Source organism: Pseudomonas sp. LBUM1640 (genome assembly GCF_059716225.1).
The window spans coordinates 4655566-4675462 of the sequence record NZ_CP166816.1 but is presented as its reverse complement, the minus strand read 5'-3'; the positions used below and the strand labels follow the sequence as shown (position 1 = coordinate 4675462).

The window sequence follows — 19897 nt, the reverse complement described above, 5'->3', positions numbered from 1 at the left end:
ATCAGGAAACCAGTGAATGAATATCTCGGCAGGTGATCGTCCAGATTGGCCAGCGAAAAGACAGGGCAATGAACTTACAGTTTTTTCTTCAAAGCGCGCAGGGGAAAAACCTGCGGATATCGCCCGAGCATTCAACGCGGCGCAAAAGAAGTTTGGCGAGAACTTTGATACCAGTACCCATGCGGCGGTGATCAAACTGATGATGGCGACCTTCGGTCAACATCCGGCAGGCATGTTCAATAAAGTGACGCCATCCGGTGATGGGTATCACATCACTATGAAGGATGAGTTCACGCTTTACCTGTCTCGCCAGGAGTTGCAGCAGGCGACCCAAGCCACGCGGTTCAGCGGAGCGGATGCCGGTGCGGTCAAGGACGCCAACTTCGTATTTGCGGCCTTTGTAAAGCGTAAGCAACAGGCAGAAGGTTACCCGACATTTGCGGCAGCCCTGGCAAAGACGCTGGAGGGCGAGACCACCCAGCGGTGTATACAGGGCATGGGGGTGTTTGGCGTTTCGCAGTATGTGTCCTCGAGTGACATGGCAGCAAAGGGGCGGATCGGGGTCATGGGCACGCATAACTACGGCTCGGCACTGGTTATGGAGGGGGTAAAGCATGTGTACGGTGAGCAAGCCAAGGCCGATCAGGGGTACGGGTACATGTTGTTTGACGATAAGCCGGCGCCCGCTGATGACGCCAGGCAGGTGTCCGCTGCAGTCAGCGGCATGTCGCCTGAGCAGATCTGGAGTGGCTTTTATCAAGGGGTGGAAGGCAATTGCGTCACTGTGTCGGCGATCAAGGCAGCCATCATCCGGTTCTGGCAGGACCCACAGGGGATCTTCAGGCGGGTTCAGGTCACCCCGGATGGCTTTGAGGTGGTCATGAGGGATTCCTTCACGCTGCGGGTGACCCATGATGAAATGCGCCAGGCCTACGACGCCTCGAACTTTCGCGGCAGTAATACGCAGTTGCTCAATTACGCCAACTTCTTGTACACGGTCAGTGCGAAGCGCGCGCAGATGGAGGACAACGATTTCCGTGCCGGAGAGAGTTTTGCGGCGGCCCTATACACCCTCAATGACGGCGAGTATCCAGGGGAGGCGTTCCGGCGTCTGGGATTGTTTGGTTATATGCGTGAAAGCACGGTTGAAGAGCTGGCCATGGGCGCGATCGGCACGCTGGCGGACAACGGCCACTCGGTCGCGGTCATCAATGGTGAGCTTGATTACTATGGGCAAAAGCAGGACTTGGCCTCTTCGCAATGGATGAACACCGGTTTTCGCGCGTTGAAGCTCGTATGACGCTTACTCCAGCAACCGTCTGAACCCCTCGATGGGCAGTGGCCGGCTGTGCAAATACCCTTGGAACAAATGGCAGCCCAGCTTTTGCAGGAAGGCCAGTTGTTCCGGGGTTTCCACGCCCTCGGCGATCACCTCCAGGTTCAAACTGCGCGCCATGGCCACAATGGCGCGGATGATTTCGGCATCGTTGGGGTCATGGGTGGCGTCGCGCACAAAGGACTGGTCGATCTTCAGCGCATCCACCGGCAGGCGCTTGAGGTAGGTCAGCGACGAATAACCGGTGCCGAAGTCATCCATGGCAAAGCTCACACCGAGCTTTTTCAGGCGGCGCATCTTGGCCACAGTGTCGTCCAGGTTCTGGATCACAATGCCTTCGGTAATCTCCAGTTTCAGCAGGCTGTAGGGCAGCTTGTGGTGTTTGAGGCTGCGTTCCACCCGTTCCACGAAGTCGTTCTGGCGAAACTGGCGGGGGCTGATATTCACGCACAGGCTGAAATTCAGCGGGTCCACCAGGCCATCGGCAATCAGCTGCGCGAATGCGCTGCACGCTTCATCAAGAATCCAGGTGCCAACCTCCAGGATCAGCCCGCTGTCCTCCAGCACCTTGATAAATTCGGTGGGTGACTGCGCGCCCAATTGCGGGTGCTGCCAGCGCACCAGGGCTTCGGCGCCAATGATGCGATTGCCCCGCGCATCCACCTGGGGTTGGTAATGCACACTGAACTCTCCGCGCGACAGCGCCAGGCGCAGGTCGGTCTCCATGCGCAGGCGTTCGCTGGCGGTTTTCTGCATGCTGTTGTGAAACATCTGCGTGGTGTTGCGCCCCGAGTCCTTGGCCCGATAGAGCGCAATGTCGGCGCGCTTGAGCAGGTCCGCCGGTGTGGAACCATGATCCGGAATCAGCGCCACGCCGATGCTCGGCGTAACCTGCAGGCGGTGACCGTCTAGAAACATCGGCTCCGAGAGCAATTCACGCAAGGTATCGGCCAGCCCCTGCACCTGGGTGCTGACTTGCGCGCGCGTGCCGTCCAGGCCGCTGAGCAACACCACAAACTCATCACCGCCCAGGCGCGCCACGGTGTCCTCCATGCGTACGCTGGCTTCCAGGCGCGCGGTGACTATTTTCAGCACCGTGTCGCCGACCGGGTGGCCGAGTGAATCGTTGATGTGCTTGAAGTGGTCGAGATCAAGAAACAGCAAGGCGCCGCGCAGGTTATGGCGTTTGAGCAAGGCGATCTGCTGGCTCAGGCGGTCCATCAGCAAGGCGCGGTTGGGCAGGTTGGTCAGCGGGTCGTGATAGGCCAGGTGGCGAATCTGCGCCTGGGCGTTTTTCAGCAGGCTTACGTCCCGCGCGGTCAGCAGCAGGCAGGGTGTTTCATTCAGGGTGATCGGCTCTACCGAGACCTCCACGGCCAACAGTTCGCCCCGTTTGTTGTGCCAGAGCATTTCCAGGTGATGAATGCGACCCTTGATCTGCAGCTCGGCCAGCAACGCCGCGCGCTGGTTTTCATCGGCCCAGATGCCGATCTGGTACAGCGTCAGGCCGATGGCCTCTTCGGCGCGGTAACCAGTCAGGCGGCAGAAACCATCGTTGACCTCCACATAACGGCCGGTGTCGCGCTCGGTGATGGAAATCGCGTCGGGGCTGGAGTGGAAGGCTTTGGCGAACTTCTCTTCACTGGCTTTGAGTGCGGCTTCCGAGCGTTGCTGCTGGGTGATATCGCGCAGGGTAGTCACGATGCATGGCTGGTCGCCGACCTTGATCAACCGGCTGGAGATCATGCAGGTCAGGCTTTGGCCATTCTTGTGATGCACCACGATGGCCACATTGCTCAGCGCCTGCTCGCGAATCACCTGTTCGATACGTTGCAGGCGTTTGCTTGAGTCGTCCCACAAGCCGATCTGCTCAGCGCTTTTGTCGATCACTTCGGCGGCGGTCCAACCAAAGGTCTGGGTAAAGGCAGGGTTGATTTCGATAAAGGCACCGCTGTCCAGGCAAGTGACGCAGATCGGATCGGGGCTGGCCTGGAACAGGCTGGCGAATTTCTCTTCGGACGCGGTGATCCGCTGTTCGCGTTCCACCTGGTCGGTGATGTCCAGCAGGGTGCCGGCCATGCGCAGCGGTTTGCCGGATTCGTCGCGGTACAGGCGTGCACGGCTTTCCAGGAAACGGGGGCTGCCGTCTTCCGTCAGCACGCGGTAGGTCAACTGATAGTTACCGTCCGGGCCTTCACGCAAGCTGCGATAAGCGTTGCGCATGCCCTCGCGGTCTTCATCGGACATGCCTTCAAAAAACGCATCGAAGGACTCGTGGAACGGTTCGGGCGGCAGGCCATGCAGCTGGGCGGCGCGGGCCGAGCCGTAAAGCATGCCGGTGGGGATATGCCAGTCCCACGTGCCCAGCTGTGCCGAGTCCAGAGCAAGGTCGAGGCGCTCCTGGCTGTCTTTTAAGGCCTGCTCGGCATTTTTGCGTTCGGTGGTGTCCAGAAAGGTACTGACCAAGTAGGCCTCGCCCTCCAGTTCGACCTTTTGTGCGCTGAGGGTGCCATCGTGAATCTGCCCGTTGCTCGCGCAGAACTGCACCTCCATGGTGATCGGTTCGTTTTTGCGCTGGGTGGCCTTGACCAGCAGCGCACGTTGTTCGGGGTGGCGCCACAGGCCGAGGTCGAGCGTGGTACGGCCGATGACGTCGGCCACGGGCCAGCCAAAGAGCATCTCGAAATACTGGTTGGCTTCGCTGATTCGGCCATCGGATTGGCGCGTCAGCAGAACCATGTTGGGGCACAGGTGAAACAGCGTGGCGAAGCGTTTTTCCGAGTGGCTGAGTGCGCGCTCGCGTTCGCGCTGGCGGGTGGTTTCGCGGATCACCCCGATCATGCGGCGCCGGCCGGTCTTGTCCGGTGCCAGGCTGCCATTGATTTCCAGCCAGTGATGGCTGCCATCCGGCCATTGGATATGGTGGTGCATGGCCTGCTCGAACGGCTCGCCCGCCAACACCGCGTGAAAGGCCCGCACCACCCGCGCACGGTCTGTGGGGGCCAATAGGTCCAGGTAATCCAGGTCCGTGGGTAAGGGGTGGCGGGGGTCGAAGCCGAACAGTGCCTGGGTGCCCCGCGACCAGCTTATCCGTCCCGTGTCGATTTCCCAGCACCACGCGCCCAGGCGGGCAGCATTGAGGGCTGCCAGCAACTGCGGGGCGCTGTCCCAGCTTTGTTCCGCCTCTTGGGGGTCCAAGGCGTAAATGCGGGGCAAGGGTGGCACTGAATCGACGGGGTTGCGCATTATCAAAGGGCCTTGGCTCAATGGGCATTCGGCGCGGTTTTACTCAGACCTTGAGGCCGCACAGCTTCATGCCGGTATCCCTGGCAGATCGACCTGTGCATCCAATAGGCTCATGAAAGCTCGCGCAGCGTTCGACAGCGTCCTTTCGGTGTGCACGATATAGCCTAGCTGGCGACTGAGTTGTATGCCCGGCAAAGCGATACTTGCCACCTGATCATCGAGCATGGTGCGCGGCAAGACGCTCCAGGCCAGCCCGATGGACACCATCATCTTGATAGTTTCCAGGTAGTTAGTGCTCATCGCGATGTTCGGCGTCAGGCCCTGGGCTTCGAACAACCGGCTGACAATATGGTGGGTAAAGGTGTTGCCACCCGGGAACACCGCCGGGTGCCTGGCGATGTCGGCCAGGTTGACCGTGCCGTTGCCGGTCAAGCTGTGCTCGGGTGCTACCACGAAATCCAGCGGGTCATCCCATACCGGCGTGGCGCGCACCAAATTGTGCGGGTCGGGCGCCAGGGTGATCACCGCCACTTCGGCGCGGCCATGCAGGATCTCCTCGTAGGCCACTTCCGAATCGAGAAACTGAATATCCAGCGCCACGTTGGGGTACTCGCGAGTAAAGGTGCGCAGGATCGGTGGCAGGCGGTGCAGGCCGATATGGTGGCTGGTGGCCAATGTCAGGCGGCCGCTGACTTCGCCGGTGAGGTTGGTGAGTGCACGGCGGGTATCGTCCAGCACATTGAGGATTTGATACGCACGCGGCAGCAAAGCGCGCCCGGCCTCAGTCAAGCCGACTTCACGGCCCAGGCGGTCGAATAAACGCACCTTTAGTTGTTGTTCCAGCCCGGCAATGCGTTTGCTGATGGCCGGCTGGGTCAGGTGCAGGCGTTCACCTGCGCCGGAGAAGCTGCCGGTCTCGGCGATGGCGATAAAAGCGTTGAGGTTGGCCAGATCCATTGTGGTATTCCAGTTGGTAATCCAAAGCATAAAAAATATGAATTTGAGTTATTTAATGTAGCGCCATACCATCAGCCTCACAAGCCAAAGGGTTATTGAATGTCTCAAGGCCCGGGGCATAGAAAGACCGATGATGAGGACCGACTGATGGCCGGCAAAACGCTTTACGACAAGCTTTGGGATTCCCATGAAGTGAAACGGCGCGACGATGGCTCGTCGCTGATCTATATCGACCGTCACATCATCCATGAAGTGACCTCGCCCCAAGCGTTCGAAGGCCTGCGGCTGGCCGGGCGCAAGCCTTGGCGCGTCGACTCGATCATCGCCACCCCGGACCACAACGTGCCGACCACCCCGGAGCGCAAGGGTGGCATCGACGCCATCGTCGACACGGTGTCGCGCCTTCAGGTGCAGACCCTCGACGACTACTGCGACGAATATGGCATCACCGAATTCAAGATGAATGACGTGCGCCAAGGCATCGTCCACGTGATCGGCCCGGAGCAGGGCGCCACCTTGCCGGGCATGACCGTGGTCTGCGGCGACTCCCATACCTCCACCCACGGTGCCTTTGGCGCCCTGGCTCACGGTATTGGCACTTCCGAGGTGGAGCACGTTTTTGCCACCCAGTGCCTCGTTGCCAAGAAAATGAAGAACATGTTGGTGTTGGTCGAAGGCAAGCTGCCTTTCGGCGTGACCGCCAAAGACATCGTCCTTGCCGTGATCGGCAAGATCGGCACCGCCGGCGGTAACGGCCATGCCATTGAGTTCGCCGGCAGCGCGATTCGCGACCTGTCCATCGAAGGCCGCATGACCATCTGCAACATGTCCATCGAAGCCGGTGCCCGCGTGGGCATGGTGGCAGCGGACGAAAAAACCGTTGAATACGTCAAAGGTCGTCCCTTTGCACCTGCCGGTGCAGACTGGGATGCTGCCGTTGAAGCCTGGAAAGACCTGGTCTCCGACGCCGATGCTGTGTTCGATACCGTGGTTGAACTCGACGCTGCCCAGATCAAGCCGCAAGTCAGCTGGGGTACTTCGCCCGAGATGGTCCTGGCCGTTGACCAGAATGTGCCGGACCCCGCAAAAGAAGCCGACTTGGTCAAACGTGGCTCCATTGAGCGCGCCTTGAAATACATGGGCTTGAAAGCCAACCAGGCGATCACCGACATCCAGCTCGATCGCGTGTTTATCGGTTCCTGCACCAACTCGCGGATCGAAGACCTGCGCGCCGCGGCGGTGATCGCCAAGGGCCGCAAAGTCGCCTCGACCATCAAGCAAGCCATCGTGGTGCCAGGGTCGGGCCTGGTCAAAGCGCAAGCCGAGGCCGAGGGCCTGGACAAGATCTTCCTCGAAGCCGGTTTTGAATGGCGCGAGCCGGGCTGCTCCATGTGCCTGGCGATGAACCCGGACCGTTTGGAGTCGGGCGAGCATTGCGCGTCCACCTCCAACCGTAACTTCGAAGGGCGTCAGGGCGCCGGTGGGCGTACCCACCTGGTCAGCCCGGCCATGGCTGCTGCGGCTGCCGTCAACGGTCGTTTCATCGACGTTCGCGAATTGATCTGAGGAAAACCCGATGAGAGCTTTTACCCAACACACCGGTTTAGTCGCGCCGTTGGACCGTGCCAACGTCGACACCGACCAGATCATCCCCAAGCAGTTCTTGAAGTCGATCAAACGCACCGGTTTTGGCCCCAACCTGTTCGACGAATGGCGCTACCTGGACGTGGGCTACGCCTACCAGGACAACTCCAAGCGCCCGTTGAACAAGGAATTCGTGCTCAACGCCGAGCGTTACCAAGGCGCCAGCGTGTTGCTGGCCCGCGAGAACTTCGGTTGCGGCTCCAGCCGTGAGCACGCGCCATGGGCCCTCGAAGAATACGGCTTTCGCAGCATCATCGCGCCGAGCTACGCCGACATCTTCTTCAACAACAGCTTCAAGAACGGCTTGCTGCCGATCATCTTGAGCGATGCCGAAGTGGACGAGCTGTTCAAGCAAGTCGAAGCCGATGTGGGCTACCAGTTGACCGTCGACCTGGCCGCGCAAACGGTGACCCGCCCGGACGGCAAGGTGTACCACTTTGAAGTCGACGCGTTCCGTAAGCACTGCCTGATCAATGGCCTGGACGACATCGGCCTGACCTTGCAGGACGGTGATGCGATTGCCGCGTTTGAGACCAAGCACCGCGCCAGCCAGCCTTGGTTGTTTCGCGACGCCTGATTCTATGTAGACCGGACTGGCCCCTTCGCGAGCAAGCCCGCTCCCACATTTGATTGCATTTCAACTGAAGAAACTCGGTCGAATGTGGGAGCGGGCTTGCTCGCGAAGACGACGGTACAAACAACACAAGTCTCAAGGAAGCCCATCATGACCAACACCGCCCACACCCAAGTCGTGCAAAAACAATTCGGCGAGCAAGCCTCGGCCTACCTGAGCAGTGCCGTGCACGCCCAAGGCACCGAATTCGCGCTGCTCCAGGCCGAGCTGGCCGGGGCGGGTGCCGCGCGACTGCTGGATTTGGGCTGCGGTGCCGGGCATGTCAGCTTCCATGTGGCGCCGCTGGTTAAAGAAGCGGTGGCCTACGACCTGTCCCAGCAGATGCTCGACGTGGTCGCGGCCGCAGCAAAGGACCGTGGCCTGGAAAACATCCGTACCGTGCACGGCGCCGCCGAGCGCCTGCCGTTCGCCGATGGCGAGTTCGACTTCGTGTTCAGCCGTTATTCGGCCCACCACTGGAGCGACCTCGGCCTGGCCCTGCGTGAAGTGCGCCGGGTGCTAAAGCCGGGCGGCATTGCGGCGTTTGTGGATGTCTTGTCACCGGGCAGCCCGCTGTTGGACACTTACCTGCAAACCGTCGAAGTGCTGCGCGACACCAGCCACGTGCGCGATTATTGCGCCGCCGAGTGGATGCAGCAGCTCAGCGAGTCCGGTTTGCACGTGCGCAACAGCAGCCGTCAGCGCCTGCGCCTGGAATACACCTCGTGGGTCGAGCGCATGCGCACGCCAGAGGTATTGCGCGCGGCAATCCTTGCGCTGCAAAAGGCGATGGGCCAGGAAGTACGCGATTACTACGAAATTCAAGCCGACGGCACCTTCAGCACCGACGTGCTGGTGGTCTTTGCCGAGCGCTGATTAACTTTTCCCGACCTGCCCACGGGCAGGTTGCTTGATGAAATGAGGAACGCATGAGCAAGCAGATTCTGATTCTTCCTGGCGACGGTATTGGTCCGGAAATCATGGCCGAAGCGGTCAAGGTCCTGGAATTGGCCAACGCCAAGTACAGCCTGGGCTTCGAGCTCAGCCACGATGTGATCGGCGGCGCCGCCATCGACAAGCACGGCGTGCCCCTGGCTGACGAAACCCTGGACCGCGCCCGTGCGGCCGACGCCGTGCTGCTCGGCGCCGTGGGTGGCCCGAAATGGGACAAGATCGAACGCGACATCCGCCCTGAGCGCGGCCTGCTGAAAATTCGCGCGCAACTGGGCCTATTCGGCAACCTGCGCCCAGCCATCCTCTACCCGCAACTGGCCGACGCGTCGAGCCTGAAACCGGAAGTGGTCGCGGGCCTGGACATCCTGATCGTGCGTGAACTGACCGGCGGTATCTACTTCGGCTCGCCACGCGGCGTGCGCGAGTTGGAAAATGGCGAACGCCAGGCCTACGACACCCTGCCGTACAGCGAGAGCGAAATCCGCCGTATCGCCCGTGTCGGTTTCGACATGGCCCGTGTGCGCGGTAAGAAGGTGTGTTCGGTCGACAAGGCCAACGTACTGGCCTCCAGCCAGCTGTGGCGCGAAATCGTCGAAGAAGTCGCCAAGGACTACCCGGACGTCGAGCTGAGCCACATGTACGTCGACAACGCCGCGATGCAGCTGGTGCGTGCGCCAAAGCAGTTTGACGTGATCGTCACCGATAACCTGTTCGGCGACATCCTGTCCGACCAGGCCTCGATGCTCACCGGTTCCATCGGCATGCTGCCGTCGGCGTCCCTGGACACCAACAATAAGGGCATGTACGAGCCGTGCCACGGTTCGGCGCCGGACATCGCAGGGCAGGGCATTGCCAACCCGTTGGCGACGATTCTGTCGGTCTCGATGATGCTGCGTTACAGCTTCAACCTGAGTGAAGCAGCAGACGCCATCGAGAAGGCCGTGAGCCTGGTGCTGGATCAAGGTTTGCGCACCGGTGACATTTGGTCACAGGGTTGCACCAAAATCGGCACGCAAGAAATGGGCGACGCAGTAGTCGCCGCGTTGCGGAATCTGTAATCTCTCGGGCCCGCTTGCAGTTGTTGCTGCAAGGCGGCCCACTTTTTAACAAGGTGTAGTTGCGATGAAACGTGTAGGTCTGATCGGTTGGCGCGGTATGGTCGGTTCCGTGCTCATGCAGCGGATGCTGGAAGAGCAGGATTTCGATCTTATTGAGCCGGTGTTTTTCACCACTTCGAACGTGGGTGGCCAAGGGCCGTCTGTGGGCAAGGATATTGCCCCGCTCAAGGACGCCTACAGCATTGAAGAGCTGAAAACCCTCGACGTGATTCTGACCTGCCAGGGTGGCGACTACACCAGCGAAGTCTTCCCCAAGCTGCGCGAAGCCGGCTGGCAGGGTTACTGGATCGATGCCGCCTCGAGCCTGCGCATGCAGGACGACGCGGTAATCATCCTCGACCCGGTGAACCGCAAGGTCATCGACCAGCAGCTGGATGCCGGCACCAAGAACTACGTGGGCGGCAACTGCACCGTCAGCCTGATGCTGATGGGCCTGGGCGGCTTGTTCGAAGCCGGCCTGGTCGAGTGGATGAGTGCCATGACCTATCAGGCGGCCTCCGGCGCCGGCGCGCAGAACATGCGCGAGCTGATCAAGCAAATGGGCGCGACCCACGCGGCCGTTGCCGATCAACTGGCCGACCCGGCCAGCGCGATCCTCGACATCGACCGCCGTGTGGCCGAGGCCATGCGCAGCGATGCGTACCCAACGGAGAACTTCGGTGTGCCATTGGCCGGTAGCCTGATCCCGTGGATCGACAAAGAGCTGCCGAACGGTCAGAGCCGCGAAGAGTGGAAGGCCCAGGCTGAGACCAACAAGATCCTCGGTCGCTTCAAAAGCCCGATTCCGGTGGATGGTATCTGCGTGCGCATTGGCGCCATGCGCTGCCACAGCCAGGCGCTGACCATCAAACTGAACAAAGACGTACCTATCGCCGATATCGAAGGGCTGATCAGCCAGCACAACCCATGGGTCAAGCTGGTGCCGAACAACCGCGACATCAGCATGCAGGAGCTGAGCCCGACCAAGGTCACCGGCACCCTGAATGTGCCGGTAGGCCGCCTGCGCAAGCTGAACATGGGTACGCAGTACCTGGGCGCGTTCACCGTTGGCGACCAACTGCTGTGGGGCGCGGCTGAACCGCTGCGTCGCATGCTGCGGATTTTGCTGGAGCGTTGATCGCTGCTGGTAATACAAAACCCGCGCACTGGTGACAGGCGCGGGTTTTTTTATTGCCCTTCAGGGCCTCTTCGCGAGCAAGCCCGCTCCCACATTTGATCGCATTTCAACTGAAGCAACTCGGTCGAATGTGGGAGCGGGCTTGCTCGCGAAGAGGCCATCAGCCACACCACAAACCCCAGGCCAATTGCCTCACCCCCAACCACCCGGTAAAGTGCCGCTCCCCCCGCAATGCCCGAGGCAGCCACCATGACCCAGACCTTTGAAATCGCCGTGATCGGCGCCACCGGCACCGTCGGTGAAACCCTGGTGCAGATCCTCGAAGAGCTGGATTTCCCGGTAGGCACCCTCTACCTGCTGGCGGGCAGCAACTCGGCCGGCGCCTCAGTACCGTTTCGCGGCAAGAACGTGCGGGTCAAGGAAGTCGATGAGTTCGACTTCAAAAAAGCGCAGTTGGCCTTCTTCGCGGCCGGCCCGGCAGTAACCCTCAGTTTCGCCCCGCGTGCCACGGCTGCTGGTTGCTCGGTGATCGACCTGTCCGGCGCCTTGCCGGCCGATCAGGCCCCTCAAGTGGTGCCGGAAGCCAATGCGCACATTCTTGACGGTCTGAAAAAGCCCTTCCAGCTCGGCAGCCCAAGCCCCAGCGCCACCAACCTGGCGGTGGTCCTGGCGCCGCTGCGCGGGTTGCTGGATATCCAGCGCGTCAGCGTCACCGCCAACCTGGCCGTGTCCGCCCAGGGCCGCGAAGCCGTCAGTGAACTGGCTCGGCAGACCGCCGAGTTGTTGAACGTACGCCCGCTGGAGCCCAAGTTCTTTGATCGGCAGATGGCCTTCAACCTGCTGGCACAAGTCGGTACGCCAGACGCCCAAGGTCATACCGCCCTGGAGAAGCGCCTTGTACACGAACTGCGTGCAGTGCTGGAAAATCCTTTGCTAAAGATTTCCGCAACCTGCGTTCAAGCCCCGGTGTTTTTTGGCGATAGCCTGACTGTGTCATTGCAATTGGGGGCGCCGGTCGACCTCGTCGCGGTCAACCGCGCACTCGAGGCAGCAAAGGGTATCGAGCTGGTGGAAGAGGGCGACTACCCCACGGCCGTTGGGGATGCGGTCGGTCAGGATGTAGTCTACGTCGGCCGGGTGCGTGCGGGCGTGGACGACCCGGCGGAACTAAATCTGTGGCTGACGTCAGATAATGTACGCAAAGGCGCGGCACTCAACGCCGTGCAGCTGGCGCAGTTGTTGATAAAAGGCCTTGCGTAAAAGATACTTGGCGCCAATTTGTAGATTGATTCTAGCCAAGCGCTATGCTTGGCCCAAAGCAGAACAGAAGCGCGTCGGTGACCTATCGGCTCGCCATGCCTTATGGCAGCGGTTACCAACCTTCTCGCAGGCCGGGGAGTGTTCAAACAAAGGATGAGGCTATGGTTCAAGTTCGCAAACTGGTGTTAGCAATAGCGGCCGCCTCGGCGCTGTCCTCCGGTATGGCGCAGGCGCTGCAGCTTGGGGAGATGACCCTCAAGTCGAAGTTGAACCAGCCGTTGTCGGTGGAAATCGAATTGCTCGATGTCGGTGGCCTTACGGCTTCCGAGATTACGCCGAGCCTGGCCTCCGACCAGGCATTTGTGGACGCGGGTGTGGATCGCCAGGCGTTTCTCAATGACCTGACGTTTACCCCGGTGGTCAACCCAAGCGGGCGCAGCGTGGTGCGCGTCACCTCCAGCAAGCCGCTGCCCGACTCCTACGTCCGGTTCCTGTTGCAGGTGCAATGGCCCAATGGTCGCCTGATGCGTGACTACAGTGTGCTGCTCGACCCGGCGAAGTTCGAGCAATCGACGCCCGCCGTCGGCGCGCCTGCACCACGTTTGAGTGCGCCGTCTGCTACAACGCCCGCCCGCACTGCACCGACTGTCAGCAAAGCTGCCCAGCACACAACGACTCCTCGCGACACCTTGTGGGAAATTGCCGCGAAGAATCGCAACGGCGCTTCGGTCCAGCAAACCATGCTGGCTATCCAGGCGCTCAACCCTGACGCTTTTATCGATGGCAATATCAACCGCCTGAAAACCGGCCAGGTGCTGCGCCTTCCGGATCGCCAGCAAGCCACCAGCTTGCCGCAGCCAGAGGCGATTGCCGAAGTGACCGCACAAAATGCGGCCTGGCGCGAGGGGCGTCGCACGGCCAATAACCAATCAGCGGGCAAGCAACAGCTGGATGCGACCAAGCGCACCCAGGCCGGCGATGCACCGTCGAGCACCAACGCCAAGGACAACTTGAGCCTGGTCTCCGCCGAGTCCGCCAAAAAAGGCGCAAAGGGCAAGGTCGGTGACAGTGCTGCGCTGAGCGACAAGCTGGCGATGACCCAGGAAGAGCTGGATACCACACGCCGCGACAATGCCGAATTGAAAAGCCGAGCGGCAGACCTGCAAAGCCAGTTGGATAAGCTGCAAAAACTGATTCAGCTGAAAAACGATCAACTGGCCAAGTTGCAGGCTGCCAACGGTAACCCCGCAGCGCCGGCAACGGCGGCAATGCCCGCGCAGTTGGCCGGTGAGCCTGCGGCCACCGCGCCCGCAGCCGATGCGCCACCGGTTGCTGCGGCACCTGCGCCCGAGCCGATCACGCCGGATGCCGCGCCTGCCAGCACCACCGAAGGTAAATTCAACGAGCTGCTGACCAATCCGATTGTTCTGGGCGTCATCGGCGGTGCTGCCGGCTTGCTGGTGTTGTTGCTCCTGCTGCTGTGGGCACGTCATCGCAATGCCCGTCTTGAAGAAGAAAAGCACCTGCGTATGGCGCGGGCGCTGGCTGAAGAGCCACAGTTCTCGCCGAATGTTGAACACGACCTGCCACCGGACAGCTTCGAGGGCCTTGAAGTGGCGGCGCCGAACGTCAAGTTGGCTGCCGCGCCCGCACCGGCTGTCGTGGCCGAGCCGGTCGTGGTGCCGTCGGTTGCCTCCGTGCTGTCGCCCCTGGCTGCCGCCGTGGCCCCGCAAAATTCCAGCGATGCGCTGGCGCAAGCCCAATCTCATATTGATCGCGGTCATCTGAACCAGGCGGCCGACGTCCTTGAGCAGGCGATCAAGCACGAGCCCAAGCGCAGCGACCTGCGTTTGAAGTTGATGGAGGTTTACGGCCTGCAGGGCGACAAGGACGGCTTCGTCTCCCAGGAGCGTCAACTGGTGGCCAATGGTGAAAACCACGCCCAGGTCGAGCAGCTCAAAGGCCGTTTCCCGGCCATGGCCGTGTTGGCGGCGGGTGTCAGTGCCGCCGTTGCCGCAGCAGCCCTGGACGCGCAATACGTCAAGAACTTGCTGGAAGACAAGCCGGCCGTGCCACAGCCTGAACCTGAGGCCTTCGATACTGATTTCGACCTGAGCCTGGACGATCTGGAAGCGGCTTCGCCTGCCGTGGTTCGCCCGCAGGATGAGCCGAGTTTTGAGTCTGTCCTGCAGCGCCAGACCGAAGCCAAGGCCAGCCCGGATGACCTGTCGGATTTTGATTTGGACCTGCAACTGGAAGCGCCGTCTTCCACGCAATCAGGCGACGATTTCCTCTCCGGCCTTGAAGAACAGATGAAGGATGTGCCGCCGGTTGAGCCGCCGACCCTCACGCCTGCCGCGCTGGATGATTTCGACCTGCCGGAAGACTTCGACCTGTCCCTGGCGGACGAACCTGCTGTGCCGGCCTCGGCCAAGCCGGATGACTTCGCCTCGGAGCTGGATGACGTCAACGCTGAGCTGGATCGTCTGTCCCAGAGCCTGGAGCATCCGCCGATCGAACCTTCCTTCACTGCAGAGGACGCGGCGTCGGATGATGATGAGCCGGAATTCGATTTCCTCTCCGGCACCGATGAGGTCGCCACCAAGCTGGACTTGGCGCAGGCCTACATCGACATGGGCGATGCTGACGGCGCGCGGGACATTCTGTCCGAAGTGTTGACCGAAGGTGATGAAGCCCAGCGCGGTGAGGCCAAGGAAATGCTCGGTAAGATCTGAAGAGCGATGCAGACCCAATGGGGGAGCGGGGTGCGCACGGCCCAGCAACAAAAGCGCCCCTCCTGCGTCTGCCGCCTTTATAATGGCCGCCTTTGCGCAACTCATCGGGCTCTCAGTTCTTGGCAAATATAGATAACGCGGCCGCCGAAATGGCGGCCGCAGGCTTTTACCGCATCGCGCTTGGCGTGGAATACAAAGGCTCGCGCTATCGCGGCTGGCAGCGCCAGGCCTCTGGCGTGCTGACGGTGCAGGAAACCCTCGAAAACGCGTTGTCGAAGGTCGCCGACTCGCCGGTGTCGCTGATGTGCGCCGGGCGTACCGACGCCGGTGTGCACGCCTGCGGCCAGGTGGTGCACTTTGACACTCAGGCTGAACGCACGATGAAAGCCTGGGTGATGGGCGCCAATATCAATTTGCCCCATGACGTCAGTGTCACCTGGGCCAAGGTCATGCCTGCGGATTTTCATGCGCGCTTCAAGGCCATCGCCCGGCGTTACCGCTATGTGATCTACAACGATCAGATCCGTCCGGCGCACCTCAATCAAGAAATTACCTGGAACCACCGCCCACTGGACGCCGAACGCATGGCTGAGGCCGCGCAGCATTTGGTCGGCGTGCATGATTTCAGCGCGTTCCGTGCCGGCCAGTGCCAGGCCAAGTCGCCGATCAAGGAAGTCCACCACCTGCGCGTGACCCGTCACGGCAAGATGATCGTGCTGGATATACGCGCCGGGGCCTTCCTGCACCATATGGTGCGCAATATTGCCGGCGTGCTGATGACCATCGGCACTGGCGAGCGCCCGGTGGAATGGGCCAAGGAAGTGTTGGAAAGCCGCATTCGCCGCACGGGCGGCGTTACCGCACATCCGTTCGGCCTCTACCTGGTGGATGTGGAGTACCGCGACGAGTTCGAATTGCCGGATCGCTTCCTCGGACCACACTTCCTCACAGGTTTCAGCGAACTTGGCGGCTGACGCCCGGAAAAGCTTTTGTTACCATCCGGGACTTTCTCGGTTCAACCCCTGAGGTTTCTACGACATGCCAGCCGTTCGCAGCAAGATTTGCGGGATTACCCGCATAGAAGACGCGCTGGCGGCAGTCGAGGCGGGGGCGGATGCCATCGGTTTTGTGTTTTATGCCAAGAGCCCGCGTGCAGTAAATGTGTTGCAGGCGCGGGCGATCATCGCCGCACTCCCGCCGTTTGTGACCACCGTGGGTTTGTTCGTCAACGCCAGCCGCTGCGAACTCAACGAGACCCTGGATGCCGTGCCGCTCGACATGCTGCAGTTTCACGGCGACGAGAGCCCTGACGAGTGCGAAAGCTACCAGCGCCCGTATATAAAGGCACTGCGCGTCAAGGCCGGGGATGACATCGCTGCTGCGTGTGCAGCCTACACGGGCGCTCGCGGGATTCTGTTGGATACCTATGTCGAAGGCGTTCCCGGTGGCACGGGTGAGGCGTTTGACTGGTCGTTGATTCCCGAGGGCTTGAGCAAGCCGATCATCCTGGCGGGTGGGCTCACTCCCGCGAATGTCGCGGCGGCCATCGAGCAGGTCAGGCCCTATGCCGTGGATGTCAGTGGTGGGGTGGAACAGGGCAAGGGCGTCAAGGATCACCACAAGATTCGCGCATTCATGCAGGCCGTGCGCAACAGCAGGGGTGCGATGTGACGGCTGGCAGTCTGCCGCCGTCAGTAACTACCACTGTGTAAAACAGCATCGGCGCCGCCTGCGGGAGGCCCGGAAACGAAGTGGCAACCCTGCGCAGGCAGGTTGTCTGGAAGGCTGAGGATACAGGCAGGAAATGGCTGGTCGAACGTCTGACCCCGTCCAACCTGTGTCATCGCCACATATGAATTTAGCTCAAGGGCATACGCGGGGCTGTGTTCAAGCCACCGGTACTGGAGAAAGAAAGCATGAGCAACTGGTTAGTAGACAAACTGATCCCTTCGATCATGCGTTCCGAGGTGAAGAAAAGCTCGGTTCCTGAAGGTCTGTGGCACAAGTGCCCATCCTGCGACGCGGTGCTGTACCGCCCCGAGCTGGAAAAGACCCTGGACGTTTGCCCCAAGTGCAACCACCACATGCGTATTGGCGCCCGCGCCCGTATCGACATCTTCCTCGACGCCGATGGCCGCGCCGAATTGGGCGCTGACCTGGAGCCGGTTGACCGTCTCAAGTTCCGCGACGGCAAGAAATACAAAGACCGCCTGACCGCTGCGCAGAAGCAGACGGGTGAGAAAGACGCGCTGATTTCCGTCAGCGGCAAGCTGCTGGGCATGCCGGTGGTAGTGTCGGCGTTTGAGTTCTCCTTCATGGGCGGTTCCATGGGGGCTATCGTCGGTGAGCGTTTCGTACGTGCTGCCAACTACGCCCTGGAAAACCGTTGCCCGATGATCTGCTTCGCCGCCTCCGGTGGTGCGCGTATGCAGGAAGCCCTGATTTCCCTGATGCAAATGGCCAAGACCTCCGCGGTACTGGCGCGTCTGCGCGAAGAAGGCATTCCGTTCATCTCCGTGCTGACCGACCCGGTCTACGGCGGCGTTTCCGCCAGCCTGGCGATGCTGGGTGACGTGATTGTCGGCGAACCCAAGGCCCTGATCGGCTTTGCCGGCCCGCGCGTTATCGAGCAAACCGTTCGCGAAAAACTGCCGGAAGGCTTCCAGCGCAGCGAGTTCCTGCTGGAGCACGGCGCCATCGACATGATCATCGCCCGTGGCGAACTGCGTCCACGCCTGGGTAACCTGCTGGCGCAAATGATGGGCCTGCCGACACCTGTGTACGTCGCGCCTAAAATCGAACCGATCGTTGTGCCGCCGGTGCCTGCAAACCTATGACCCAACGTACCCTGGGCGAATGGCTCGCCTACCTTGAGCAGTTGCATCCGTCAGCCATCGACATGGGCCTGGAGCGCTCGCAACAGGTAGCGGCCCGCCTTGGGTTGGGCCGGCCGGCGCCGCGTGTGATCACGGTGACCGGCACCAACGGCAAGGGCTCTACCTGCGCCTTTGTCGCGGCGCTGCTGCAAGCTCAAGGGCTTAAAGTTGGCGTCTACAATTCCCCGCACCTGCTGCGTTATAACGAGCGGGTGCAGCTCAATGGCATCGAAGCCACTGACGAGCAGCTCTGCGAAGCCTTCGCCGCGCTGGACGCCGGGCGGGGCGAGATTTCCCTGACTTACTTCGAGATGGGCACCCTGGCGGCGTTCTGGTTGTTCGAGCGTGCGCAATTGGATGTGGTCGTTCTCGAGGTGGGCTTGGGTGGGCGCCTGGACACGGTCAATGTGGTGGATGCCGACCTGGCGCTGGTCACCAGCATTGGCGTCGATCATGCCGACTACCTGGGCAATACCCGTGAGTCGGTGGCCTATGAAAAGGCCGGGATCTTCCGCCAGGGCAAACCTGCCTTGTGTGGTGACCTGGACCCGCCGCAGCCCTTGCTCGACAAGGTTCGCGAACTGAATTGCCCGTTTTACCTGCGCGGGCGCGAATTCAATCTTGAGATTGGCGCTCAGCATTGGCAATGGCGCGGGCGTGATGCGCGTGGGAAGGTTGTAGAGCTGCGTGATTTGCCGCTGTTGAACCTGCCGATGGAAAACGCTGCGCTCGCACTGCAAGCCTACCTGCTGCTGGATCTGCCGTGGCATGCCGAGCAGATTGCTGCCACATTGCTGGCTACTCGAGTGGTGGGGCGGCTGGATCGGCGCACCTTCGAGTGGGAGGGCAAGCGCCTGAACCTGCTGCTGGATGTGGGGCACAACCCGCACGCCGCCGAATACCTGGCGCAGCGCCTGTCGCGCACGCCGCCGACCGGGCGTCGCCTGGCGGTGTTCGGGCTGTTGGCGGACAAAGACCTGGGCGGCGTGGTTGCGCCGTTGCTGGGCAATGTCCAGGCGTGGGCCGTAGCGCCGCTGGAGACGCCACGCAGCCGCCCGGCTGCCGAGTTGCAAGAGGCTTTGCAGAACCTTGGTGCATCGGTGGCGTCGTATGCAAGCGTCACCGCCGCGCTTGAAGCGCAGTGTGCGGTGGCAACGGCCGAGGACGAGATTCTGTTGTTCGGATCATTTTATTGTGTTGCCGAGGCACTAGAGTGGTTGGCCCGGCGCTCCACGGAGGAAGCTGCACATGGCATTACTGGATAGCGCATACAAGCAGCGAATGGTGGGAGCCCTGGTGTTGGTGGCGTTGGCGGTGATTTTCCTGCCCATGCTGTTTTCCCGCCAGGACGAACAGCGTCAGGTAGTGGTTGAGGCGCCCGCCGCGCCCCAGGCGCCGTCGGTGCCTCAAGTTCAGGTTGAGCCGGTGGTGGTGCCTGAGCCGCAGGCGTTGCCGCAAGAGCCAGTGCCGACCGACGAGGAAGTCGCCGAGCAACAGGCGCCTACCCAGCCGGTGCAGCCGAGTGTTCCGGTGGTCAAGCCGGCGCCTGCTCCCGCCGCGCCAGCCGTAGCTGCCAAGCCCGCTGCGCCTGCGCCAGCGCCCAAGCCGGTCGCCCCGCAACCTGCTGCGCCAGGTAAGCCGGACGTGGGCCAAAGCCGCATCGACCCGAACGGCTTGCCGATCACTTGGTCGATCCAGCTTGCCAGCCTGGCCAACCGCGAAAGCGCCGAAGCCTTGCAGAAAAAACTGCGCACCCAGGGTTACAACGCCTATATCCGCAGTGCCGATGGCAAGAACCGCGTATTTATCGGGCCGCTGATCGAGCGCGCCGAGGCGGATCGCCTGCGGGACTTGCTGGGTCGCCAGCAGAACCTGAACGGGTTTGTGGTGCGTTTCCAGCCTGAGCGCGGCTGATTTCGCATCGCTTTCAGCTTGGAATGCAGTCAATGTGGGAGGGGGCAAGCCCCCTCCCACATTGTATTGGGTGGTCCTGAGAGGGTCTTCGCTCTACTCAACCCATTGATTTGCAAAGCACCCACAA

Annotated in this window: 15 protein-coding genes; 13 read left to right on the top strand and 2 right to left on the bottom strand. The window is 61.3% G+C overall.

Annotated elements, in window-relative coordinates:
• Positions 1–16 precede the first annotated feature (16 nt).
• Positions 17–1300, top strand: coding sequence for a hypothetical protein (locus tag ACA065_RS20540; RefSeq protein ID WP_497691267.1), 1284 nt, complete (start codon positions 17–19; stop codon positions 1298–1300).
• Between the two features lie 3 nt (positions 1301–1303).
• Here the strand turns inward: ACA065_RS20540 and ACA065_RS20535 are convergent, their stop codons facing one another.
• Both ACA065_RS20535 and ACA065_RS20530 read right to left on the bottom strand, forming a co-directional pair.
• Complete coding sequence (locus ACA065_RS20535) at positions 1304–4582, bottom strand: EAL domain-containing protein (RefSeq protein WP_497691266.1); 3279 nt, start codon at positions 4580–4582, stop codon at positions 1304–1306.
• Positions 4583–4648: 66 nt separating this feature from the next.
• Entirely contained in the window at positions 4649–5539 is an 891-nt protein-coding gene (locus ACA065_RS20530) for a LysR family transcriptional regulator (RefSeq protein ID WP_497691265.1), read from the bottom strand.
• A gap of 147 nt (positions 5540–5686) precedes the next feature.
• Between ACA065_RS20530 and leuC the strand changes: the two genes are divergently transcribed.
• The 12 genes from leuC (at position 5687) to ACA065_RS20470 (ending at position 19770) form a co-directional block, all read left to right on the top strand.
• The gene (gene leuC, locus ACA065_RS20525) at positions 5687–7105 is read left to right on the top strand and encodes a 3-isopropylmalate dehydratase large subunit (RefSeq protein ID WP_497695390.1); all 1419 of its coding nucleotides are present in this window, start codon (positions 5687–5689) and stop codon (positions 7103–7105) included.
• A 10-nt stretch (positions 7106–7115) separates the two neighbouring features.
• Positions 7116–7760 carry a 3-isopropylmalate dehydratase small subunit gene (gene leuD / locus ACA065_RS20520; protein ID WP_497691264.1) on the top strand — a complete coding sequence of 215 codons (645 nt, stop codon included), beginning with the start codon at positions 7116–7118 and terminating at the stop codon, positions 7758–7760.
• A gap of 147 nt (positions 7761–7907) precedes the next feature.
• Complete coding sequence (locus ACA065_RS20515) at positions 7908–8672, top strand: class I SAM-dependent methyltransferase (RefSeq protein ID WP_497691263.1); 765 nt, start codon at positions 7908–7910, stop codon at positions 8670–8672.
• A gap of 53 nt (positions 8673–8725) precedes the next feature.
• The gene (leuB, locus tag ACA065_RS20510; protein WP_497691262.1) at positions 8726–9808 is read left to right on the top strand and encodes a 3-isopropylmalate dehydrogenase; all 1083 of its coding nucleotides are present in this window, start codon (positions 8726–8728) and stop codon (positions 9806–9808) included.
• Between the two features lie 64 nt (positions 9809–9872).
• Positions 9873–10985, top strand: coding sequence for an aspartate-semialdehyde dehydrogenase (gene asd, locus ACA065_RS20505; protein ID WP_027604071.1), 1113 nt, complete (start codon positions 9873–9875; stop codon positions 10983–10985).
• A gap of 249 nt (positions 10986–11234) precedes the next feature.
• On the top strand, positions 11235–12245 hold the full coding sequence (locus tag ACA065_RS20500) for an aspartate-semialdehyde dehydrogenase (RefSeq protein ID WP_497691261.1): 1011 nt from the start codon (positions 11235–11237) through the stop codon (positions 12243–12245).
• A 161-nt stretch (positions 12246–12406) separates the two neighbouring features.
• A complete protein-coding gene (locus tag ACA065_RS20495; protein WP_497691260.1) occupies positions 12407–14980 on the top strand; it encodes a FimV/HubP family polar landmark protein in 2574 nt (857 codons plus the stop codon).
• A gap of 149 nt (positions 14981–15129) precedes the next feature.
• Positions 15130–15954: a tRNA pseudouridine(38-40) synthase TruA gene (gene truA, locus ACA065_RS20490; RefSeq protein ID WP_497695389.1), complete on the top strand. Its 825-nt coding sequence runs from the start codon at positions 15130–15132 to the stop codon at positions 15952–15954.
• 64 nt (positions 15955–16018) lie between these two features.
• On the top strand, positions 16019–16651 hold the full coding sequence (locus tag ACA065_RS20485) for a phosphoribosylanthranilate isomerase (protein ID WP_497691259.1): 633 nt from the start codon (positions 16019–16021) through the stop codon (positions 16649–16651).
• Between the two features lie 245 nt (positions 16652–16896).
• Positions 16897–17817 carry an acetyl-CoA carboxylase, carboxyltransferase subunit beta gene (gene accD / locus ACA065_RS20480; protein ID WP_083357734.1) on the top strand — a complete coding sequence of 307 codons (921 nt, stop codon included), beginning with the start codon at positions 16897–16899 and terminating at the stop codon, positions 17815–17817.
• The gene (gene folC / locus ACA065_RS20475; RefSeq protein WP_497691258.1) at positions 17814–19121 is read left to right on the top strand and encodes a bifunctional tetrahydrofolate synthase/dihydrofolate synthase; all 1308 of its coding nucleotides are present in this window, start codon (positions 17814–17816) and stop codon (positions 19119–19121) included. Before accD ends, folC begins: the two co-directional genes overlap by 4 nt.
• On the top strand, positions 19105–19770 hold the full coding sequence (locus ACA065_RS20470; protein WP_497691257.1) for an SPOR domain-containing protein: 666 nt from the start codon (positions 19105–19107) through the stop codon (positions 19768–19770). The genes folC and ACA065_RS20470 overlap by 17 nt, the downstream gene beginning before the upstream one ends.
• Positions 19771–19897 lie beyond the last annotated feature (127 nt).